Genomic DNA, 17,996 nt, shown 5'->3' with positions numbered 1-17,996 from the left:
CTCCTTCTATTTCGTAAATCCTAGCATAACTCCGCCAACGATAATTAAAATGGAGCCAATAATAACAAATACCATTTGTGTTTTAGTTTTCTTCTCACCAAGGAAGAATATTCCTCCTAATGTAGAAATAATAATTCCTGTTTGCGATAAAGAGAAGCTTGTTGCTACACCAACAAGCGGAATGGATAATAGTAATGCAAGGTTTCCTGTACTCCACCATACTCCTGTGAAAATATTTCGCCATGTGTATTTATTATATGGTTTATGTTTAAGAGACATAATGAAAGCTCCTACAACCATTCCTATTGACTGAGGTAGAATAGCTGTCCACCCGTCAATTTCAAACCACCGGATAATAACAACATATGCGACATATCCCACTGTTGAAAGAAGGAGAATAAGCAGTCCTTTTGTGAAATTAGACTTCCCGTTTCCTTCGCCGCCATTTGCTGACTTATCATAAGAGTTACAAATGGCTCCAATGATAATCGCAACGAGGGCAATGATTCCTATTGTTAACTTTTTCCCTGTATCCCATTCCCCAAAAACAAGCACACCAAACAATGATGTTCCAACAAGCTGCATTCCAGTTGAAAGTGGAACTGTTTTAGATACACCGAGATATTCAATGGAACGGAACTGATTCATTTGTCCAATTGACCAAAAAACTCCTGAAATAAAGCCAATAGTAAAAATAAGCGTTGTAAATTCTGGAGTAGTGAAAAAATATACGACAATAGAAAATAAAAGGGCGCCTATTGTTGTCCCGAGAACCTGACTATAAGGTCCTCCTCCTAACTTTTCACTTAGGAAAACAAGGCTTCCCCACGTAATAGCAGGTATAAGAGCAACAAGAATATCTAACATAAGTTCACCTTCTTTTCTTAAGGTTTTAAAATTCAAGCTGAAATTATTATGTGAAGTGTGCTAACCTTTTATGTACAATGTTGCAAAATTAATAAGAACGGCTATAATAGAGGAAAATGTTTAAAGGACAAGGAGTGAAAATATGTCTGCTCATGAACAAAAGACATTTTCAACATTGCAGCTTGCACAGGCTCTCTTTACTGTAAATCGCCATGCGAAAACAGCTACAGATCCTAAATATCTTTACATGCTAAAAAAACTTGGCTTGAAAAAGCTAATCTCTGAAAAGAAAGCCAAAAAAGAAGGCCTTCATTTTTCTCCCAACCCTAAAAATAGTCAACAGCGTTCAGATTTACTTGTTTCGGTTGCTGACTATTACTTTCATCTTCCTCCTCAGAAAGAAGACTTTGCTACCCTGCCACATCTAGGTTTACTAGATCAACAGTATCGAAATCCACCTACTAAAATGTCGCTATCTCATGCCAAAAAAATTCTTGTAGCCTATACAGGATATGAAGAAGAAAAGAAACAGGACGAGCGCTCTCCTTACAAGAAAAAATATCAAAAGCCCGTATTCAAACCGCTCGGGAAATAAAACAAATGAAAGCTTGTTTGAACAAGCTTTCATTTGTTTTTATCTATTATTAAATTGGCTGAACGGTTGGTGAGACGCTGAAGATCAAGAAACTGCACAATCCTATCTTCTACTATGCCTATACTTTTGTTAATGTATCTTCTCTTTTTCCAAATGACGGTATCTCCATAATATCTTCCGCTCTTATCTCCAATAAACCAACTACTTCATCTACTGTAAAGACAAGAGAATGATGCTCTTGTTGAGTAAATAAAACAGTGTTTGCCTCTTCTCGTTTTTCCCCATTCCAAGCAACTCTTTTCCACTATATAATTTTAGCTCTTTTTCTCGTTCTTCTATAGCTCTTTCCCATCTTTAATTTTACAAATGGACCATAAAGGAACTGCCATATGCAAATTTTCTATTTTAAATTTCAACCAGTTATGTGTCATCATTTCTCCTCTTTTCCTTCTTCTCACTATCTCGCGTATCGGTGCTTTAAAAGCTTTATGAATAGAAAATGAAAAAACCTCTTAATTCACAGAAAACTTTGGATATAGTTCAAACGGTAGACGAACAAGCAAAAATTTCTTATACTAACTAAAGCTTATGACGAAAGTAAGGTGTTGATTTCAATGAAAGGCTCAATCGTTGTTTTCAATAAACAAAACGAGATGAGAGTTATTGAAGATATAGAAGAAGCTTTGTTGGAGGACATTCGTCGTCAAACAAAACAAGAGCATTGTCTTGTTCAATTAGATGACGGAAAAGTTGATTTGGGGTATATTTCAAATGCCTTTTTCCGTGAAGGAGAAATTCATACAGATTAATAAAAAGAGCTGTAGTCCATGGACTACAGCTCTTTCTTCTAGCGAAACCATCCTTTACGACGGAACCAGATTGTTAATACAATAGCAATAACAGCCATTAACCCCAGTAAAATGAAATAATTGTATTTCCCTTTGAGTTCAGGCATAAAAACAAAGTTCATTCCATACAGTCCTGCAAGAAAGCTAAGAGGCATGAAGATAGTTGTAATGACGGTCAACGTCATCATAATACTGTTCATTCGGTCTGAATTCATAGAAATATAGTTATCTCGTATATCGGAGGTAAAATCTCGGTTCACTTCAACAAGCTCCGTTAATTTGAGAAGGTGATCTGCAATATCTTGGAAATAAAGATGCTGTTCTTCTACATCCTTTATATGCTGAGTGCTAACAATCTTATATATTAACTCACGCATAGGAAAAATAGTTCGACGAATTTTTGTTAGCTGTCTTCTTAGCTCAAATACTTCATCAAGGATAGAGCTACGGCTCTCTTCATCATCACTTCCCTCAATTTCATTGAGACGGTCTTCGATACGATAAAGAGGCGGAAAGTAATCATCGACAATTTGGTCAATAATATCATGTACAATTTCTGTTGCTCCTCTTTGTAGCCTTTCATTTTTTCTTAATTTTGCCCACGTATTATTTATAGCTCGTACGCTTTTCTTATGGAATGTAACAACATAATTTTTCCCAAGAAAAAAGTTGATTTCCTCTGCCTGTAAACTTGTTTGCTGAAGATAATGAACTGTGAGGAATGTATACTTGTCATAGGAATCCATTTTTGGACGCTGTACATGCTCTACGCAGTCCTCAATTGATAAAGGATGGAACCGAAACTTTTTGGAAAGAAGCTTGATTTCCTCATCTGTTGGTTGATCAAAGTCAACCCAGTACCAAGCAATACTCGCTCTTCCTGTATCGCGAAGTGGTAAATTTTCTTTAAGCTCCCCCTCTTTCGTTATTCCATATACTCTTATCATAAAATGTCACGTCTTTCTTTTTTATGTATTCTAGTTTACATACCCATCACAGACTTTTTTAAAACTCTTTTCTCTTTCTACCGTTTTTATATGGTACTCTATGTATAACATTATTTCTATAAAAATGGAGGACATCGAAGTGGAGCATCTTATTAATACTAGTGTACAAAACATAAAAATTTCAGGCATCCGCCAGTTTTTCAACATGGTTGCTCACTATGAGGACGTTATCTCATTTACAATTGGGCAACCTGATTTCCCGACACCGTTACATGTTAAAGAAGCAGCTAAAAAAGCCATTGATGATAATGTAACATCCTATACACATAATGCAGGATTTATAGAACTTCGAGAAGCGGCTGCGAGCTTTGTTCATTCACGCTACAATCTGCACTACAGAGCAGAAGATGAAGTACTTGTAACAGTTGGAGCAAGTCAAGCTATTGATATTGCTTTCCGTACCATTTTAAGTGCTGGAGATGAAGTCATTTTGCCTGCTCCGGTTTATCCAGGATATGAACCTGTTATCTCCCTCTGTGGTGCTCAGCCCGTTCATATTGATACAACAGAAACAGACTTTAAGCTCACTGCAGAGCTGCTTAAAAAGCATATTACACCAAACACAAAAGCCATTATTTTACCTTATCCATCAAACCCTACAGGTGTGACTCTTTCACTTGAAGAATTACAAGACATTGCAACTCTTTTAGAAAAGCACGATATCTTTGTAATTTCAGATGAAATTTATAGCGAACTTACTTTTTACGGTAATCACGTTTCAATCGCTTCTATTCCTTCAATGAGAGAAAAAACGATTGTCATAAATGGAGTTTCGAAATCACATTCAATGACAGGATGGCGCATTGGCTTTTTATTTGCTCCTGCTCAGATTACAAAACATATGATTAAAGTGCTACAATATAGCGTTTCATGCGCTTCTTCTGTATCTCAAAAGGGTGCACTTGCTGCCTTAACAGAGGGAAAAGATGATGCACTGCCAATGAAGAGGGAATACAAAAAACGGATGGAATACGCCTATGAAAGACTTGTTAAAATGGGCTTTACCGTTACAAAACCAAGTGGAGCGTTTTATATTTTTCCATCTATTAAGCCTTTTCATCACGATTCACACGAGTTCGCTTTAAATCTTGTCAAAGAAGCTGGTGTTGCGCTCACACCAGGTACGGCCTTTTCAGATTATGGACAAGGATATGTACGCCTTTCTTATGCTTGTTCAATGGAACAGTTAAAAGAAGGAATAGATCGAATGGAACGTTACTTAAAATAAAAAGAAATCCTCCCCTAGTAGGGGAGGATTTCCTTTTATAATCCACCTTTATATAATCCTGCATTTTTTGAAGCGTTTTGCTTTTTCATATCTTCTTTATGTTTACGATTTGCTTTGGCACTTCCCATTTCACGGCTAAACTCAGTATCCGTTTTTGATGAGTCAAAACCTTTTTTATTTTTTTGATCTGCATCATGTTTCTTTGTGCGTTTTGCCATTGTCCTCAACTCCTTCACCATTTATTGTGGAGGAAAGCTGAGCTCTTTATCCTTGTTTATTCATACCATTTGTAAAGCACTTGAGTACCTTTATTTTCAAACCCTTGTTGTGCTAACTTTTCATACATTTCTTTCGCCATTTCAACTCCAGGCATTTTAAAATTCATCTTTTCCGCTTCATCAAGCGCAATTTTCAAATCTTTAATAAAATGTTTCACAAAAAAACCTGGCTCAAAGTCACCATTTATAATTCGAGGAGCTAAGTTACTTAATGACCAACTTCCAGCTGCTCCTGCTGAAATCGATTTTAATACATTTTCCTGCTCTAATCCTGCTTTTTTAGCGTATGCAACTGCCTCACAGATACCGAGCATATTAGAAGCGATAGCAATTTGATTGCACATTTTAGTATGCTGTCCTGCACCTGCTTGTCCTTGTAAAAGAACATTTTCTCCTAGCGCTTTCAGCATTGGAGAACACGTATCAAAAACTTTCTCATCTCCACCAACCATAATTGTTAACGTAGCATTTCGAGCACCGATGTCTCCTCCTGACACAGGAGCATCAAGCGTATAAATCCCTTTTTCTCTTGCGCTTCTATAAATTTCTTGTGCTAAAGAAGGTGTTGAAGTTGTAAAATCAATGAGGTAAGTGCCCGCTTTAGCATTGTTTAATAAGCCTTGCTCACTAAAATATACTTCTTTTACATCACTTGGATAGCCAACCATTGTCATTACAACATCGCACGTTTCTGCTATTTCTCTTATAGAGCACCATACGGCTCCTTCATCAATTAATGACTGCGCCTTTTCCTTCGTTCTTGTATACACAAAAAGTTCATGACCTTGATGCTGAAGATGGGAAGCCATGCTTTTTCCCATTACTCCTGTTCCAATAAATCCAACCTTATATAATTGACTCATTTTCCTCACCTCAAGTATTTTTTCTTTATCGAACACATACTAAAAACAAACTGTTTGACTTTTTGCTTGCTCCCCTTTACACTCTTTAACTTAGTTAATATTATAATTTGGAGGTTTCTCAATGGAACAAAACTTTTTTGAAGTTGTTGAAGCTCGTACATCAGTTAGAAATTATGATGCTTCACATAAAATATCAGAACAAGAACTAAAGGACATTTTAACTGCAACAGCAAAATCTCCATCTGCATGGAATCTTCAGCATTGGCATTTCATGGTATTTACAAGTGATGAAGCAAAACAGCGCCTTTTACCAATTGCTTATAATCAAAACCAAGTCACAGAAGCTTCAGCCGTTGTTGCTGTTTTAGGTGATTTAGAAGCAAACAAAAATGTAGATGATGTATATAATCCACTTGTAGATAGAGAAGCAATGACAGCGGAAGTAAAAGACATTTTAGCAGGTCAAATTAACCGTGCTTATAAAAACGATATTTTCGCTCGTGATGCAGCATTTACAAATGCTTCTTTAGCCGCTATGACTCTTATGCATGCCTCAAAAGCAAAAGGATATGATACATGTGCAATGGGCGGCTTCAATGCAAAAAACTTCGTGGAAGAATTTAAAGTGAGCGATAGATATCTACCTGTTATGCTCATTTCAATTGGAAAAGCAGCAAAAGAAGCTCACCAAAGCGAACGCTTTGACCTTGACCGTTTAACAACGTGGTTATAATGAAAAACAGTTGGACATTAGTCCAACTGTTTTTAAATGGACTTCACTGCCCCACCATCGACTAAAAATGAGCTTCCCGTCATATATGTATTTGCATCAGAGCTTAAAAACAAAACAACATTTGCAAATTCTCTAGGTTCTCCATAACGGCCAAGCGGGATGCCAGCCTTGGCTTCCTGTCCTACTTGTTCGATACTTTTTCCCTGTTTTTCAGCTCTTACTTCATCAAGATGCTCAACTCGAGCTGTTGCAATTCTACCTGGTGCTACCGTGTTTACTAAAATGTTATACGGAGCAAATTCACCTGCAATTGTTTTTGTCAATCCTACAACACCCGTGCGGAAAACATTTGATAGAAGAAGCCCCTCAATTGGTTCCTTAATAGAAGAAGAAGCGATGTTAATGATTTTTCCTCCTTTTTCTTTTAGAAGCGGAAAGAAAGCTCTAATTGACCTCACATAACTAAGAAGGTTGAGTTCAAAGGCATTGTAAAAATCTTCATCAGTTAATTCATTAAGTGTACCAGCTTTCGGTCCTCCGCTGTTATTAATTAAAATATCTAGTGAACCAAACTCCGCCTTTACTCGTTCTAAAAGGACTTCAATATCTTCAGGTTTCGTAATATCCGTTTTCTGATATAGAACACGTGACTCCCCTTTTTTTGTTAGCTCCTTACATATTTGAGCTAGCTTGTCTTCTGAGCGACTTGCAATAATAACATTTGTTCCCTCTTTCACAAATCCTTCAACAATAGCTTCTCCAAGACCTTGGCTTCCTGCAAGAACAACTGCATTTTTCCCCTTAAGTTGTAAATCCACTTTTCAACTTCCTTTCTCTTTACACATTGTCTACTTCAAATTACCATAGAAGAAAGAAATGAGCAAAATATTTTTATTATTCAATCTTTTTAGAAGGAGAATGAGAGAATGGAATATAAAAAACAGTTGCTTATGTTTCATAATAATAAGTTTGTAGAAGCAAAAATTCGCAGCTATAATGAGGATGATATTAATGTTTTAATAGCTGTCCAAAAATGTGCCTTTCCTCCACCTTTCCCACCTGATCTTCTTTGGTCTGAACAACAGCTTACAGAACATATTAAGCATTTTAAAACAGGATGTTTATGTGTCGAAGTTGATGGGGAAATTGTCGGCTCCATCACCTCACTTATTATCAACTATGATGAACATCAAGAAGAACACACGTGGGATAAAGTAACCGATCAAGGCTATATCCGTAATCACAATGAGCATGGTGATACTCTTTATGTTGTAGACATATGTGTTGCTCCTTCTTTTAGGAAGCTACAGCTTGGCAAATGGCTCGTTCATTCACTTTATGAAGTTGCTGTACATTATAATTTAAAAAGGTTGCTTGGTGGAGCTCGCATGCCACACTATTCGAAATATAAACATCTTTATTCCCCTGAAAAATACATTGAGAAAATCATAAAAGGAGAAATAATTGATCCCGTTGTAACCTTTTTATTAAAAAGTGGACGTACTCCCCTCACCGTTGTTCCTAACTACTTAGAAGACGAACACTCTTGTCATTACGCTCTTTTGATGGAATGGAAAAACCCACTATACAAAAAAGACGCTCCATCTGAAGCGTCATCTTAGTAGATCAAATCCCACATATCATCTTTTCGAGAATAAATAAGCTTCGCTTTATAACTGCTTTCTTGCTTATAAAAAGATAAATCTTGCAGAAGTTCATCTATACTGAAAAAAGAACCTACAGTATAAAGCGGAATTTGCAAATCCTTGCGCGACCTTGTCATACTTTTAAAGTCGATTAACAGGCCGTCATGTGTTAAGGTTAGAATCGTATGTGCCAAAACGGGCGGCAGCGGTGGATAATCTAAATGTTTACGAAAAAGCGGAAGGCGTTTTTTTATTAGCATTGACGTCTTTAGTGGTACAATATGACTAATCATATGCTGAATATGGGCTACCTGCTTACAGTAAACTTTATTTAACCAGCCGTCCTCTTCTGTTAAATAAACATATTCATTATTAAGCTTACGGAAAAACGGAGACGATAATGGTTTCTTATAATGTCCTAAGTAGAGCAATGCTGCCTTTTCTTCTGGTTCTAGGGAATCAAGCAAGCTTGTATCATCAATATCAATCCAGCAAAATTCACTGTATGTTCTAATGGGTTCTTTAACAAGCTCTGTAATCTGTTCCTTTTCAACATAATTCATAAACGTTCCCATATGGAAATCGCTATCTTCGTAATTATGTTTCAACAGAAGAAGATTTGACAGCTCTGTTGGGAGGGATGCAAGGAATTCCCTAAATTCAATGCCGTGCGTTAAGAAACACTTATCGTTTACGTTTCCGTTGATATAAACAAGCTCTTTTATATCATCTGGATGCGCCAATAGTAGATACCTGCCTTTTACATATATTAATTACTGAAGAGGAAAAGTGGTTATTGAACTTTCCTTATTATGATACACCGTTACTACTTTAGTTTATTTTATATAAACGACATCGATAAACGATTCATTATACTGTAAATTATTATATCGTTTCTTTCTTAATAAAGAAATGATAAATTAAAATTCTTAACCTATAAGTTAACGCACTAATCACAATATAAGCCTACATACAAAGTCTCATGTTTATACAATAAATACAGTCTACAGAAGACATTGTAAAGGAAGGAGTAAAAATGGATTTTAGACATTTGCATTATTTCACAACAGTTGCTAAGCAACAAAGTTTTACAAAGGCTGCTCACAAACTCCACGTGTCTCAGCCATCTTTAAGTAAAATGGTTAAAGCACTTGAAGATGAACTTGGGGTAACGTTAATCGACCGCTCTGGCAAACAAATTCAGCTTACAGATGCGGGGATGATTGTATACAAAGAAGCAACCACAATTTTACATTCATTATATGATTTATCTAATTCTCTTTATGATCTTATGAATTTAAAAAAAGGAAAAATAAAAATAGGGATTCCTCCTATTGTTGGAACACTCTTCTTTCCAACTATTATTAAGTCATTCCGAGATTCTTATCCCGATATCGTAATTGAAATGATTGAATTTGGGGGAGCTAAAGTAACGAAAATGGTTGAAGTTGGGGAAGTTGACGTTGGAGTTATAGTGCTTCCAATTGAAGAAAACATCTTTGACCTTACAAAACTAGCTGGAGAGCCTATGAAAGTCGTTATACATGAAGATCATCCACTTTCAGATCAGGAATCGCTCAGCTTGCTTGATTTAAAAGATGATTCATTTATTATCTTTCATGAAGACTTTGCTATGCACGACATTATTTATAAAGAATGTATCAAACACGGCTTTGCACCTAATGTAGCATATAAAAGTTCACAATGGGATTTTATTGCTGAAATGGTTGCTGCAAATTTAGGAGTCGCTCTTTTTCCAACTTCCATTTGCCGAAAACTTTATCAACCCTCTCTAAAAATTAAAGAACTAAAAAATTATATTCCTTGGCAACTTGCTGTGATTACGAGAAAAAATCGTTATATTTCTTTTGCTACTAAGACATTTATTAAGCATACTGTTGAGGCATTTCAAACGGGTCATAACTAAAACGAATACAAACTATAACATTTATATATTTTACGGATAAGCAAAATCGGGCTAAACTTAAGTTGTAACATTCCTCACACTCCGTAAATAATACGGCAATTTGCGTTAACCCTGTTACGTAAAACATGAAAAGTTTTCTCTTCTCCCAATTGGAGTCGTCTTCCTCATAGGCGGCTCTCTTATTTATTTTGGAAGCTTTTTGTAACTTATGTAATTTTTGAAATCTGGAGGTGCTTAAAGATGAAATGGATAATTATGATTTTACAGATTGGTTTATTAACAGGCATCTATATGATTGGAACATTTATATCTGATTTCTTCCACCTCCCAGTACCAGGTAGTATTGTTGGTTTAGTTCTACTTTTTATTTTATTGCAGCTCAAAGTTGTTAAATTAAGCTGGGTAGAACTTGGGGGGAGCTTCTTGCTTGCAGAATTATTGCTTTTTTTCGTTCCCGCTGTTGTTGGACTTGTTGACTATGGAGAGATGATGAAAACTTATGGCCTAAAAATTATTATTGTGGTTTCTATTAGCACATTGATTGTGATGTTTATCACAGGAGTTGTAGCGGAATATATTTCAAAAAGAAAGGAGCGCTCAATATGAGTGGATTAATCATTGCTTCAGCAATTGTTGGAACGCTTGCTGCTTATATGCTTTCCAAGCTTCTCTACAAGCGCTTTAAGACAATTATTTTTTCACCGATTGTTCTAGCTCCAGTTATTTTAATCGGAACGCTAGTTATCGGTGATATTCCGTATACTTCATATAAAGAAGGTGCAGATTCTATTAGCTATTTACTTGGTCCAGCAACCGTTGCTTTCGCTGTACCCATTTATAAAAACCTTCATTTACTAAAAAAACACGGCGTCGAAATTATTTTAAGTGTTGCAAGCGGAACGATGATTGCAATGTTCTCTTCCCTTTTGTTAGCCTTTTTGTTCCACTTTGATCACTTATTAACAAATAGTCTTGTCCCCCGTTCAATCACAATTCCGATTGCTGTTAATGTTTCACAAACCCTTGGGGGAGACCCAAGCTTAACTATCCTTTTTGTCATTATTACAGGTATTGTTGGTGCCTATGCAGGACCTAAACTTATTAAGCTGTTAACACTCCGTTCTTCTGTAGCGAGAGGCCTTTTACTTGGCGTATCAGCACATGGAACAGGAACAGCTCGTGCATTTGAGTTTGGAACTCTTGAAGGAACGTTTTCTAGTCTTGCTATGATTATGACAGCCCTTCTAACCCTCCTTATTTCAACTGCACTTCTTCCTTTCGTTTTATAAAAAAAGAACCGATCAAATCGATCGGTTCTTTTTTATTTCTCAATATGGAAGTTTTCTGTTACATATGAGATAACTTCTTCAGTTGTACTCATTTGTAGAATTGTTTCCATATGACCTTCTAATTCTTGTTTAGAAAGTTTTGAGATTTGTGAACGTGCTTTTAAGATAGAAGTGGCGCTCATTGAGAACTCATCAAGACCTAATCCTAAAAGGATTGGAATTGCAATTTCATCTCCTGCCATTTCCCCGCACATTCCTACCCATTTGCCTTCTTTATGTGCCGCTAGGATTACCATGTGCACAAGACGAAGAATTGCTGGGTTGTATGGCTGGTAAAGATATGACACGCGCTCATTCATACGGTCAGCTGCTAGTGTATACTGAATTAAGTCATTTGTACCAACTGAGAAGAAATCAACTTCTTTAGCAAATACATCTGCCATAACAGCTGAAGATGGAATTTCAACCATCATTCCAATTTCAATACCTTCAGCAACTTCTACTCCTTTAGCTTGAAGCGCTTCTTTCTCTTCAAGAAGAATAGCTTTAGCTTGACGGAATTCATCTACTGTTGCAATCATCGGGAACATAATTTTTAAGTTTCCGTAAATGCTTGCGCGAAGCAGTGCACGAAGTTGAGTGCGGAAAATATCTTGCTCTTCTAAACAAAGACGGATAGCTCTGAATCCTAAGAATGGATTCATTTCTTTTGGTAAGCTCAAGTATGGAAGTTCTTTATCTCCGCCGATATCAAGCGTACGAACAACGACAGATTTACCTTTCATGCGCTCAAGAACTTTCTTGTACGCATCAAATTGTTCTTCCTCTGTTGGAAGCTGGTCACGTCCCATATACAGGAACTCTGTACGGTAAAGCCCAACAGCTTCTCCACCGTTTTCAAGAACGCCTGTTACATCCTCAGGTGTTCCAATATTTGCTGCAAGCTCAACGTGATGACCATCTTTTGAAACAGTTGGCTCATTTACAAGCTTTGCCCATTCTGCTTTTTTCTTTTCGAAATCAGCTTTCTTTGCTTCGTATTCAGCAATTACTTCTTGTGATGGATCTACAATTACTTTCCCATCTAAGCCATCTACGATTACAACAACATCATTTTCAATATCTGCTGTTACTGTTTTAGCTCCAACAACAGCTGGAATCTCCATTGAACGAGCCATGATAGCTGAGTGAGAAGTACGGCCACCAATATCTGTTGTAAACCCTAGTACATATTGACGGTTTAGCTGTGCTGTATCTGAAGGTGTTAAATCTTCTCCGATGATGATAACTTCTTCTGAAATCATACTAGGATTTGTAATTGTTACTCCTAAAAGATGAGCAAGCACACGCTTTGTTACGTCACGAATGTCTGCTGCACGTTCTTTCATATATTCGTTGTCCATAGACTCAAACATACTAACGAACATATTAGCCGTTTCCGTAAGCGCAAACTCAGCATTAACGCTTTCATTTTTTACTTTATCTTTAATTGGATTAATAAGTTCTGGATCACTAAGAACTAAAAGATGGGCTGCAAAGATATCTGCTTTATCTTCTCCAAGCTCTTTTCTAGCATGCTCTTTAATTCCTTCGAGTTCTTCTTTAGAAATTTGTAGCGCTTTCTCAAAACGCGCCGTTTCTTCTTCTACATTTGAAATCTTCTTCTGTTCAACATTCAACTCTGGTTCTTCGAGACGAAAAGCTTTGGCAATGGCAATGCCGCTTGACGCGGCAATGCCTGTAATTTCTTTAGCCATTATTCAGCTAAACCTTCTTTTTTCATTGTTTCTTCTAAAGCAGAAAGAGCTTCAGCTTCATCAGAACCGTTTGTTACGATTTTGATTTCTGCTCCTTGTCCAATTCCAAGAGACATAACGCCCATGATTGACTTAAGATTTACGCTTTTCCCGTTGTACTCTAAGTTAATGTCTGCCTCGAATTTGCTTGCTGTTTGAACTAGAGTTGTTGCTGGACGTGCATGAATTCCTGAATCACTTGTTACTGTAAATGTTTTTTCTGCCATTTTAATCATTCTCCTTTTTTCCTGTTACTTAGTAATGGTAATAATGTTCTGTTCACCGCTATCTACATGACCTTCTTTGTTGATCATTACTTTTTCGCCTTCTTGTAAATTTGTAAAAATGATGGGTGTAATAATGCTTGGCGCATTTTCTTTTACAAACTCCAAGTCAACTTTTAGAAGCGGATCACCTTTTTTGACGTCGTCACCTTGTGAAACAAGAGCTTCAAATCCTTCACCCTTAAGGTTCACTGTGTCGATTCCTACATGAATAAGGACTTCTCTTCCACCTACTGATTCAATTCCTAACGCATGTTTCGTCGGAAATAAGTTTACAACTTTTCCGTCTACTGGTGCAACTATTGTCCCTTTTTCGGGAATAATGGCGAATCCATCGCCCATTAATTTCTGCGAGAAAACTTGATCAGGTACTTCTGAAAGCGGGACAACTTCTCCAGTAATTGGAGAAACAATCTCTTCTGCTGAATCAGCTATAGTTGGTTCACTAGCTGGCTTCTCATCGCTTTCCTTAGAAGGAACAGGTGTTTTTCCAGACATAATGTCTTGCATCTGTCCTTTCAATGTATCAGACTTCGGTCCAAAGATAGCTTGAATATTGTTACCAACTTCTAGTACACCAGAAGCGCCAAGTTTTTTCAAGCGTTCTTTATCAACATTCCCAATATCGTTAACCGAAACGCGTAAACGAGTGATACAAGCATCAAGATGAGCAATATTCTCGCGTCCTCCCATTGCTTGTAAAACATTGTAAGGAAGTTCTTCTGCTGGTGTCGCAATTTCAGATCCTACATCTTCCTTCTCACGTCCAGGCGTTGCCAAGTTGAATTTGCGAATGGCAAAGCGGAAACCGAAGTAGTAGATAACAGCTAAAATAAGACCGACGATAATAACATACCACCAAGCAGTTTTATTAGGCAAGACTCCAAATAAGATAAAATCAATAAATCCTCCAGAGAACGTCATTCCAATCTTAACATCAAGCCATGCCATAAGCATAAATGAAAGACCTGCAAACACAGCATGTATCGCGAAAAGGATTGGTGCAACGAATAAGAATGAGAACTCAAGCGGTTCTGTAATTCCTGTTAAAAATGACGTTAAAGCTGCAGAACCCATAATACCAGCTACGAATTTTTTACGTTCTGGACGTGCTTCATGATAGATAGCAAGCGCTGCTGCTGGTAAACCAAACATCATGAATACGTACTTACCAACCATGTATGTTCCTGCTGTAAATTGATCAACATTATCCTTTAACTGTGCCATAAAGATTCGCTGATCTCCACGGACTAAATTCCCTGCTTTATCAATATATTCTCCAAATTCATACCAAAACGGCGAATAGAAAATATGATGAAGACCAAACGGAATTAATGAACGTTCAATTACCCCGAAAATAAAAGCTGAAAGCATTGGATTTGCATTCAACATCGTTTGTGAAAATGTGTTTAAACCACTTTGAATTGGTGGCCATACTACCATCATAATTAATCCTAAGATTAAAGATGAAACAGCTGTAGCAATTGGTACAAATCGTTTTCCTGCAAAGAAGCCTAAATATTGCGGAAGCGAAATTTGGTAAAAACGATTATACATTGAAGCAGCTAATACCCCAACGATGATACCACCAAATACCCCTGTTTGCATCGTAGGAATTCCTAAGACGTTTGCAAATGCCGGGTCTTTCTCTATAGTTGACCCAACATTAAACATTGCAGGATCTAATTGTCCTGTCCCAGTTAAAATAGTTCCCATTGTAACATTCAGGATTAAATATCCGATAATCGCAGCTAAACCTGCAACACCATCTCCTCCTGCTAAACCAACCGCAACTCCCACAGCAAACAATAATGGCAAGTTAGCAAAAACAATGTCACCTGCTTGTGCCATTACTGTCGCTACTAGCTGAAACCAATCAGCTCCAAGTGCCGGAATATACTTTAATGTTTGCTCATTTTGGAATGCTGTACCAAATGCGAGCAGAAGACCTGCAGCAGGTAAAATCGCTACAGGAAGCATCAAAGCTTTCCCGATTTTTTGCAGAACCCCAAAAAGCTTCTTAAACATGAAGTAGCCCCCTTTTTTTCTGTCCTTTTATAGTGTGCAACAACGTTTTCAATCCATGCATAAACCATCTTTTGTTAAAACGCTTTCTTAGAAAATATAAAAAGGCATGAGTGGTCGGAAACGGTCTCCTAAAAGGGTATACTTGTCCCTTAATTAGAGTCGTTTCATCTCTCCACTCATGCCTGATCGTATCAGTAACACGTATTGAAATGAATGCTGTTATTTATATTTTTGTCATTAAACGCTGTAAATGCATTGTTAAGTAAACTGCCTCTGCCTCATCAACAGGGCGTGAAAGCGCTTGTTGCATCACTTTTACTACTTTCCAAGAAAGATTGTAGCACAAGGGATACTCTTTTTTCAATAGCTCTGATAATTTTTTTGGTTCTTCTACTTCTTCCCCTTTATTTGCACGTTCAATTGCGAAGTGAAGATGGCGGATAAGACGCATATAATTTAAAGATTCTTTATCTAATGTTATAGAAAAACCTTGCTCAATCATGCTAATAATTGTTTGAATAAGTTCTGAATGTCGGTTAATCTCAGACAAGTCACGCGCTGTAATTGCTGTGTGAATATGAAGCGCAACAAACCCTATTTCTCCTTCTGGAAGGGAAATACCCGTTTGTTCCTTAATCATCTCCAAAACGTGCCTTGCAAGCTCGTATTCGGTAGGATAAAGTACCTTTGTTTCAAGCAAAAAAGGATTATTAATATCCATCCCTTGCTTCACACGCTTAATAGCAAAAGAAATATGGTCTGTTAGGCTAATATGAATATGCTCATTTAAAGGCGTTTTCACATGTTGTTGAATATAAGAAATAATATCATTCATAATGACTACAATTTTCTCATCGACTTGAGTGAGCAACATTTTATATTGTTCTTGTTCCCGTTCATTGTGTAAAATAAATAACTTTTCAGCTGAAGTTTCTGTAATTTCCTCTCCGCCTTTTTTCCCAAAACCTATACCCTTGCCAATCATGACGGTCTCTTTATATTCATCATGGGTGGCAATTAATACATTATTGTTTAGTACCTTTTTCACTAAAAAGGTGCTTTTCACTCATTCCCCACTCCTTATAGCTTCTCTGTCATCTTTCCATATTACGAAACCATTTTCACAACGTCAACATATCGTTTTATGAAATCAATGGAAACGCTGTATTCTCTTTCTTCTAGGCCCAATATTCATTTTATAAGAAGAGAAGACGATTATGGATTGATTTAATAATAATTAAAACAATTACATTATACAAGCATATAGAAAGCAGTTTATATACAGCAGTTATTTCTAAAATATTGAGTATAACCAAACTGTAACTTACAGCACAGATAATACAAAGCAAACCATACGTATATAGTGAGTTTTTGCCATATACAACAGACATGCTATAAAGGAAAATTACGATGCCTATATAAATGGTGGCTAGGATACTTTGCTCCCTTTCTCCCACACTGAAAAAGCCTGTACTTAGCGTATTTAAAGATGTGAAAACCGTGATTAACGAAAGGCCTATCCCACTGATCACAAAAGCCGCAAAGTAAAGAGTGAGAACATTTCTCCATTTCGAATCGTCTCCTCTGTTCATCAACTCATACCATTTCTTCGCAATAAGAAAACCGATAAACATAAAAATGCCTGTATAAAATGTCTTCCACCAAAAATGTTCATATATGCCGAGTGATAAAAAGAGCGTTTCAATTCCCATAAATAAAAAAGACAAAAGAAAAACCCTAAAAATAGACCAATTGTAAGCTACAACAATTAAAGCTGCTGTTGGATAAACAAACGTTTGGGAGACAAGAGAGCCCAGCATATTATCATAATAGTTGTTCTGAACAAAATGAGGCTTGTATACGTAGCTATTTAAAATAAACATAATAAAAAAATCTAATAAGTGCGCTAAACCGCCAATAAATAAGAATAAGAGCAAAAGCCTCTTGTTCCATTTTCTCCATAATATAAAGACAGTCAAAAGTAAACTAAAAACAAGAAGAATAAAAAAAGGCAGTGACTGCGACAAACTCCCCCCTCCTTTCCGACACTTTTTAGCATGTATCAACGTCTAAAAGATATACGAAAAAGAGCGCTAAAGAAGATCTTTAGCGCTCTCTTTGGAGAAGTAATGAATTATTCAATACCTTTTAGAAGATTTGCCATTTCAATAGCCGAAATGGCTGCGTCCCATCCCTTGTTTCCTGCTTTTGTTCCTGCACGCTCAACTGCTTGTTCGATTGTTTCCGTTGTTAAAACTCCAAATATAACTGGAACGCCTGTTTCAAGACTTTGAGCAGATACACCTTTAGCTACTTCATTGCATACATAATCAAAGTGTGGTGTTGATCCACGGATTACAGTACCAAGAGTAATAACCGCATCATATTTCTTAGATGCTGCTAGTTTTTTTGCTACAAGCGGGATTTCAAATGCGCCTGGTACCCAAGCGATATCAATATCATCAGGGTCCACTCCATGACGTTTCAATCCATCTTCTGCTCCACCTAGAAGTTTGCCTGTAATAAATTCATTAAAACGCCCTACAACGATTCCTACTTTTAATCCTGTTCCTACTAAATGTCCTTCAAATGTTTTTGCCATTTCTT

Annotated in this window: 20 protein-coding genes; 8 read left to right on the top strand and 12 right to left on the bottom strand. The window is 36.8% G+C overall.

Annotated features, from left to right (window positions below):
* Nucleotides 1-6: 6 nt before the first annotated feature.
* Nucleotides 7-867: a GRP family sugar transporter gene (locus B9N79_RS14220; RefSeq protein WP_019392969.1), complete on the bottom strand. Its 861-nt coding sequence runs from the start codon at nucleotides 865-867 to the stop codon at nucleotides 7-9.
* Nucleotides 868-1,009: 142 nt separating this feature from the next.
* Between B9N79_RS14220 and B9N79_RS14215 the strand changes: the two genes are divergently transcribed.
* Both B9N79_RS14215 and B9N79_RS14210 read left to right on the top strand, forming a co-directional pair.
* Nucleotides 1,010-1,462, top strand: a complete 453-nt coding sequence (locus B9N79_RS14215) for a YkyB family protein (RefSeq protein WP_019392968.1) — start codon at nucleotides 1,010-1,012, stop codon at nucleotides 1,460-1,462.
* Nucleotides 1,463-2,076: 614 nt separating this feature from the next.
* A complete protein-coding gene (locus tag B9N79_RS14210; RefSeq protein WP_019392966.1) occupies nucleotides 2,077-2,271 on the top strand; it encodes a hypothetical protein in 195 nt (64 codons plus the stop codon).
* Between the two features lie 38 nt (nucleotides 2,272-2,309).
* Here B9N79_RS14210 and corA read toward each other — a convergent pair whose 3' ends face one another.
* Nucleotides 2,310-3,257: a magnesium/cobalt transporter CorA gene (gene corA, locus B9N79_RS14205; RefSeq protein ID WP_019392965.1), complete on the bottom strand. Its 948-nt coding sequence runs from the start codon at nucleotides 3,255-3,257 to the stop codon at nucleotides 2,310-2,312.
* Nucleotides 3,258-3,396: 139 nt separating this feature from the next.
* Between corA and B9N79_RS14200 the strand changes: the two genes are divergently transcribed.
* On the top strand, nucleotides 3,397-4,545 hold the full coding sequence (locus B9N79_RS14200) for an aminotransferase A (RefSeq protein WP_085118648.1): 1,149 nt from the start codon (nucleotides 3,397-3,399) through the stop codon (nucleotides 4,543-4,545).
* Nucleotides 4,546-4,580: 35 nt separating this feature from the next.
* Here B9N79_RS14200 and B9N79_RS14195 read toward each other — a convergent pair whose 3' ends face one another.
* Together B9N79_RS14195 and B9N79_RS14190 are read right to left on the bottom strand one after the other, a co-directional pair.
* Nucleotides 4,581-4,763 (bottom strand): hypothetical protein, encoded by a 183-nt coding sequence (locus B9N79_RS14195; RefSeq protein WP_019392963.1) that lies wholly within the window; start codon nucleotides 4,761-4,763, stop codon nucleotides 4,581-4,583.
* 56 nt (nucleotides 4,764-4,819) lie between these two features.
* Complete coding sequence (locus tag B9N79_RS14190; RefSeq protein ID WP_040058278.1) at nucleotides 4,820-5,686, bottom strand: NAD(P)-dependent oxidoreductase; 867 nt, start codon at nucleotides 5,684-5,686, stop codon at nucleotides 4,820-4,822.
* A 121-nt stretch (nucleotides 5,687-5,807) separates the two neighbouring features.
* Between B9N79_RS14190 and B9N79_RS14185 the strand changes: the two genes are divergently transcribed.
* Entirely contained in the window at nucleotides 5,808-6,419 is a 612-nt protein-coding gene (locus tag B9N79_RS14185; protein WP_046216761.1) for a nitroreductase family protein, read from the top strand.
* A gap of 32 nt (nucleotides 6,420-6,451) precedes the next feature.
* Here B9N79_RS14185 and B9N79_RS14180 read toward each other — a convergent pair whose 3' ends face one another.
* The gene (locus B9N79_RS14180; protein WP_019392960.1) at nucleotides 6,452-7,237 is read right to left on the bottom strand and encodes an SDR family oxidoreductase; all 786 of its coding nucleotides are present in this window, start codon (nucleotides 7,235-7,237) and stop codon (nucleotides 6,452-6,454) included.
* A gap of 108 nt (nucleotides 7,238-7,345) precedes the next feature.
* Here B9N79_RS14180 and B9N79_RS14175 point away from each other — a divergent pair, with 108 nt between their 5' ends.
* On the top strand, nucleotides 7,346-8,041 hold the full coding sequence (locus tag B9N79_RS14175; protein WP_019392959.1) for a GNAT family N-acetyltransferase: 696 nt from the start codon (nucleotides 7,346-7,348) through the stop codon (nucleotides 8,039-8,041).
* Here B9N79_RS14175 and B9N79_RS14170 read toward each other — a convergent pair.
* On the bottom strand, nucleotides 8,038-8,808 hold the full coding sequence (locus tag B9N79_RS14170) for a hypothetical protein (protein WP_019392958.1): 771 nt from the start codon (nucleotides 8,806-8,808) through the stop codon (nucleotides 8,038-8,040). The genes B9N79_RS14175 and B9N79_RS14170 overlap by 4 nt on opposite strands.
* Nucleotides 8,809-9,101: 293 nt before the next feature.
* Here B9N79_RS14170 and B9N79_RS14165 point away from each other — a divergent pair, with 293 nt between their 5' ends.
* The 3 genes from B9N79_RS14165 to B9N79_RS14155 all read left to right on the top strand — a co-directional run bounded on the left by B9N79_RS14165 (nucleotide 9,102) and on the right by B9N79_RS14155 (nucleotide 11,281).
* Nucleotides 9,102-9,992 carry a LysR family transcriptional regulator gene (locus B9N79_RS14165; protein WP_019392957.1) on the top strand — a complete coding sequence of 297 codons (891 nt, stop codon included), beginning with the start codon at nucleotides 9,102-9,104 and terminating at the stop codon, nucleotides 9,990-9,992.
* 240 nt (nucleotides 9,993-10,232) lie between these two features.
* The gene (locus B9N79_RS14160; protein WP_019392956.1) at nucleotides 10,233-10,598 is read left to right on the top strand and encodes a CidA/LrgA family protein; all 366 of its coding nucleotides are present in this window, start codon (nucleotides 10,233-10,235) and stop codon (nucleotides 10,596-10,598) included.
* Nucleotides 10,595-11,281, top strand: a complete 687-nt coding sequence (locus tag B9N79_RS14155; RefSeq protein ID WP_040058281.1) for an LrgB family protein — start codon at nucleotides 10,595-10,597, stop codon at nucleotides 11,279-11,281. The genes B9N79_RS14160 and B9N79_RS14155 overlap by 4 nt, the downstream gene beginning before the upstream one ends.
* 32 nt (nucleotides 11,282-11,313) lie before the next feature.
* Here B9N79_RS14155 and ptsP read toward each other — a convergent pair whose 3' ends face one another.
* The 6 genes from ptsP to ribH all read right to left on the bottom strand — a co-directional run bounded on the left by ptsP (nucleotide 11,314) and on the right by ribH (nucleotide 17,991).
* Nucleotides 11,314-13,038, bottom strand: coding sequence for a phosphoenolpyruvate--protein phosphotransferase (ptsP, locus tag B9N79_RS14150; RefSeq protein ID WP_019392954.1), 1,725 nt, complete (start codon nucleotides 13,036-13,038; stop codon nucleotides 11,314-11,316).
* Nucleotides 13,038-13,304 carry a phosphocarrier protein HPr gene (locus B9N79_RS14145; RefSeq protein ID WP_019392953.1) on the bottom strand — a complete coding sequence of 89 codons (267 nt, stop codon included), beginning with the start codon at nucleotides 13,302-13,304 and terminating at the stop codon, nucleotides 13,038-13,040. The genes ptsP and B9N79_RS14145 overlap by 1 nt, the downstream gene beginning before the upstream one ends.
* Before the next feature lie 24 nt (nucleotides 13,305-13,328).
* Nucleotides 13,329-15,389, bottom strand: a complete 2,061-nt coding sequence (gene ptsG, locus B9N79_RS14140) for a glucose-specific PTS transporter subunit IIBC (RefSeq protein ID WP_040058282.1) — start codon at nucleotides 15,387-15,389, stop codon at nucleotides 13,329-13,331.
* A gap of 223 nt (nucleotides 15,390-15,612) precedes the next feature.
* Nucleotides 15,613-16,455: a glucose PTS transporter transcription antiterminator GlcT gene (glcT, locus tag B9N79_RS14135; protein WP_019392951.1), complete on the bottom strand. Its 843-nt coding sequence runs from the start codon at nucleotides 16,453-16,455 to the stop codon at nucleotides 15,613-15,615.
* A gap of 130 nt (nucleotides 16,456-16,585) precedes the next feature.
* Nucleotides 16,586-17,416: a hypothetical protein gene (locus tag B9N79_RS14130; RefSeq protein ID WP_040058283.1), complete on the bottom strand. Its 831-nt coding sequence runs from the start codon at nucleotides 17,414-17,416 to the stop codon at nucleotides 16,586-16,588.
* Between the two features lie 107 nt (nucleotides 17,417-17,523).
* The gene (gene ribH, locus B9N79_RS14125) at nucleotides 17,524-17,991 is read right to left on the bottom strand and encodes a 6,7-dimethyl-8-ribityllumazine synthase (protein ID WP_019392949.1); all 468 of its coding nucleotides are present in this window, start codon (nucleotides 17,989-17,991) and stop codon (nucleotides 17,524-17,526) included.
* Between the last annotated feature and the right edge of the window lie 5 nt (nucleotides 17,992-17,996).

The sequence above is a fragment of the Priestia filamentosa genome, from assembly GCF_900177535.1.
In the GTDB taxonomy this organism is placed as follows: Bacteria; Bacillota; Bacilli; order Bacillales; family Bacillaceae_H; genus Bacillus_I; species Bacillus_I filamentosa.
Note: the sequence above shows the minus strand (reverse complement) of the source record. Positions and strands in the feature narration are given on the sequence as shown.

Bases quoted from the DNA above. Each gene is read 5' to 3' on its own strand.
- B9N79_RS14165 (WP_019392957.1), top strand. From the start codon at position 9,102: ATGGATTTTAGACATTTGCATTATTTCACAACAGTTGCTAAGCAACAA.
- ptsP (WP_019392954.1), bottom strand. From the start codon at position 13,038: ATGGCTAAAGAAATTACAGGCATTGCCGCGTCAAGCGGCATTGCCATT.
- ribH (WP_019392949.1), bottom strand. From the start codon at position 17,991: ATGGCAAAAACATTTGAAGGACATTTAGTAGGAACAGGATTAAAAGTA.
- B9N79_RS14220 (WP_019392969.1), bottom strand. From the start codon at position 867: ATGTTAGATATTCTTGTTGCTCTTATACCTGCTATTACGTGGGGAAGC.
- B9N79_RS14155 (WP_040058281.1), top strand. From the start codon at position 10,595: ATGAGTGGATTAATCATTGCTTCAGCAATTGTTGGAACGCTTGCTGCT.
- B9N79_RS14195 (WP_019392963.1), bottom strand. From the start codon at position 4,763: ATGGCAAAACGCACAAAGAAACATGATGCAGATCAAAAAAATAAAAAA.
- ptsG (WP_040058282.1), bottom strand. From the start codon at position 15,389: ATGTTTAAGAAGCTTTTTGGGGTTCTGCAAAAAATCGGGAAAGCTTTG.
- B9N79_RS14210 (WP_019392966.1), top strand. From the start codon at position 2,077: ATGAAAGGCTCAATCGTTGTTTTCAATAAACAAAACGAGATGAGAGTT.
- B9N79_RS14215 (WP_019392968.1), top strand. From the start codon at position 1,010: ATGTCTGCTCATGAACAAAAGACATTTTCAACATTGCAGCTTGCACAG.
- B9N79_RS14190 (WP_040058278.1), bottom strand. From the start codon at position 5,686: ATGAGTCAATTATATAAGGTTGGATTTATTGGAACAGGAGTAATGGGA.
- B9N79_RS14175 (WP_019392959.1), top strand. From the start codon at position 7,346: ATGGAATATAAAAAACAGTTGCTTATGTTTCATAATAATAAGTTTGTA.
- B9N79_RS14185 (WP_046216761.1), top strand. From the start codon at position 5,808: ATGGAACAAAACTTTTTTGAAGTTGTTGAAGCTCGTACATCAGTTAGA.
- B9N79_RS14145 (WP_019392953.1), bottom strand. From the start codon at position 13,304: ATGGCAGAAAAAACATTTACAGTAACAAGTGATTCAGGAATTCATGCA.
- corA (WP_019392965.1), bottom strand. From the start codon at position 3,257: ATGATAAGAGTATATGGAATAACGAAAGAGGGGGAGCTTAAAGAAAAT.
- B9N79_RS14160 (WP_019392956.1), top strand. From the start codon at position 10,233: ATGAAATGGATAATTATGATTTTACAGATTGGTTTATTAACAGGCATC.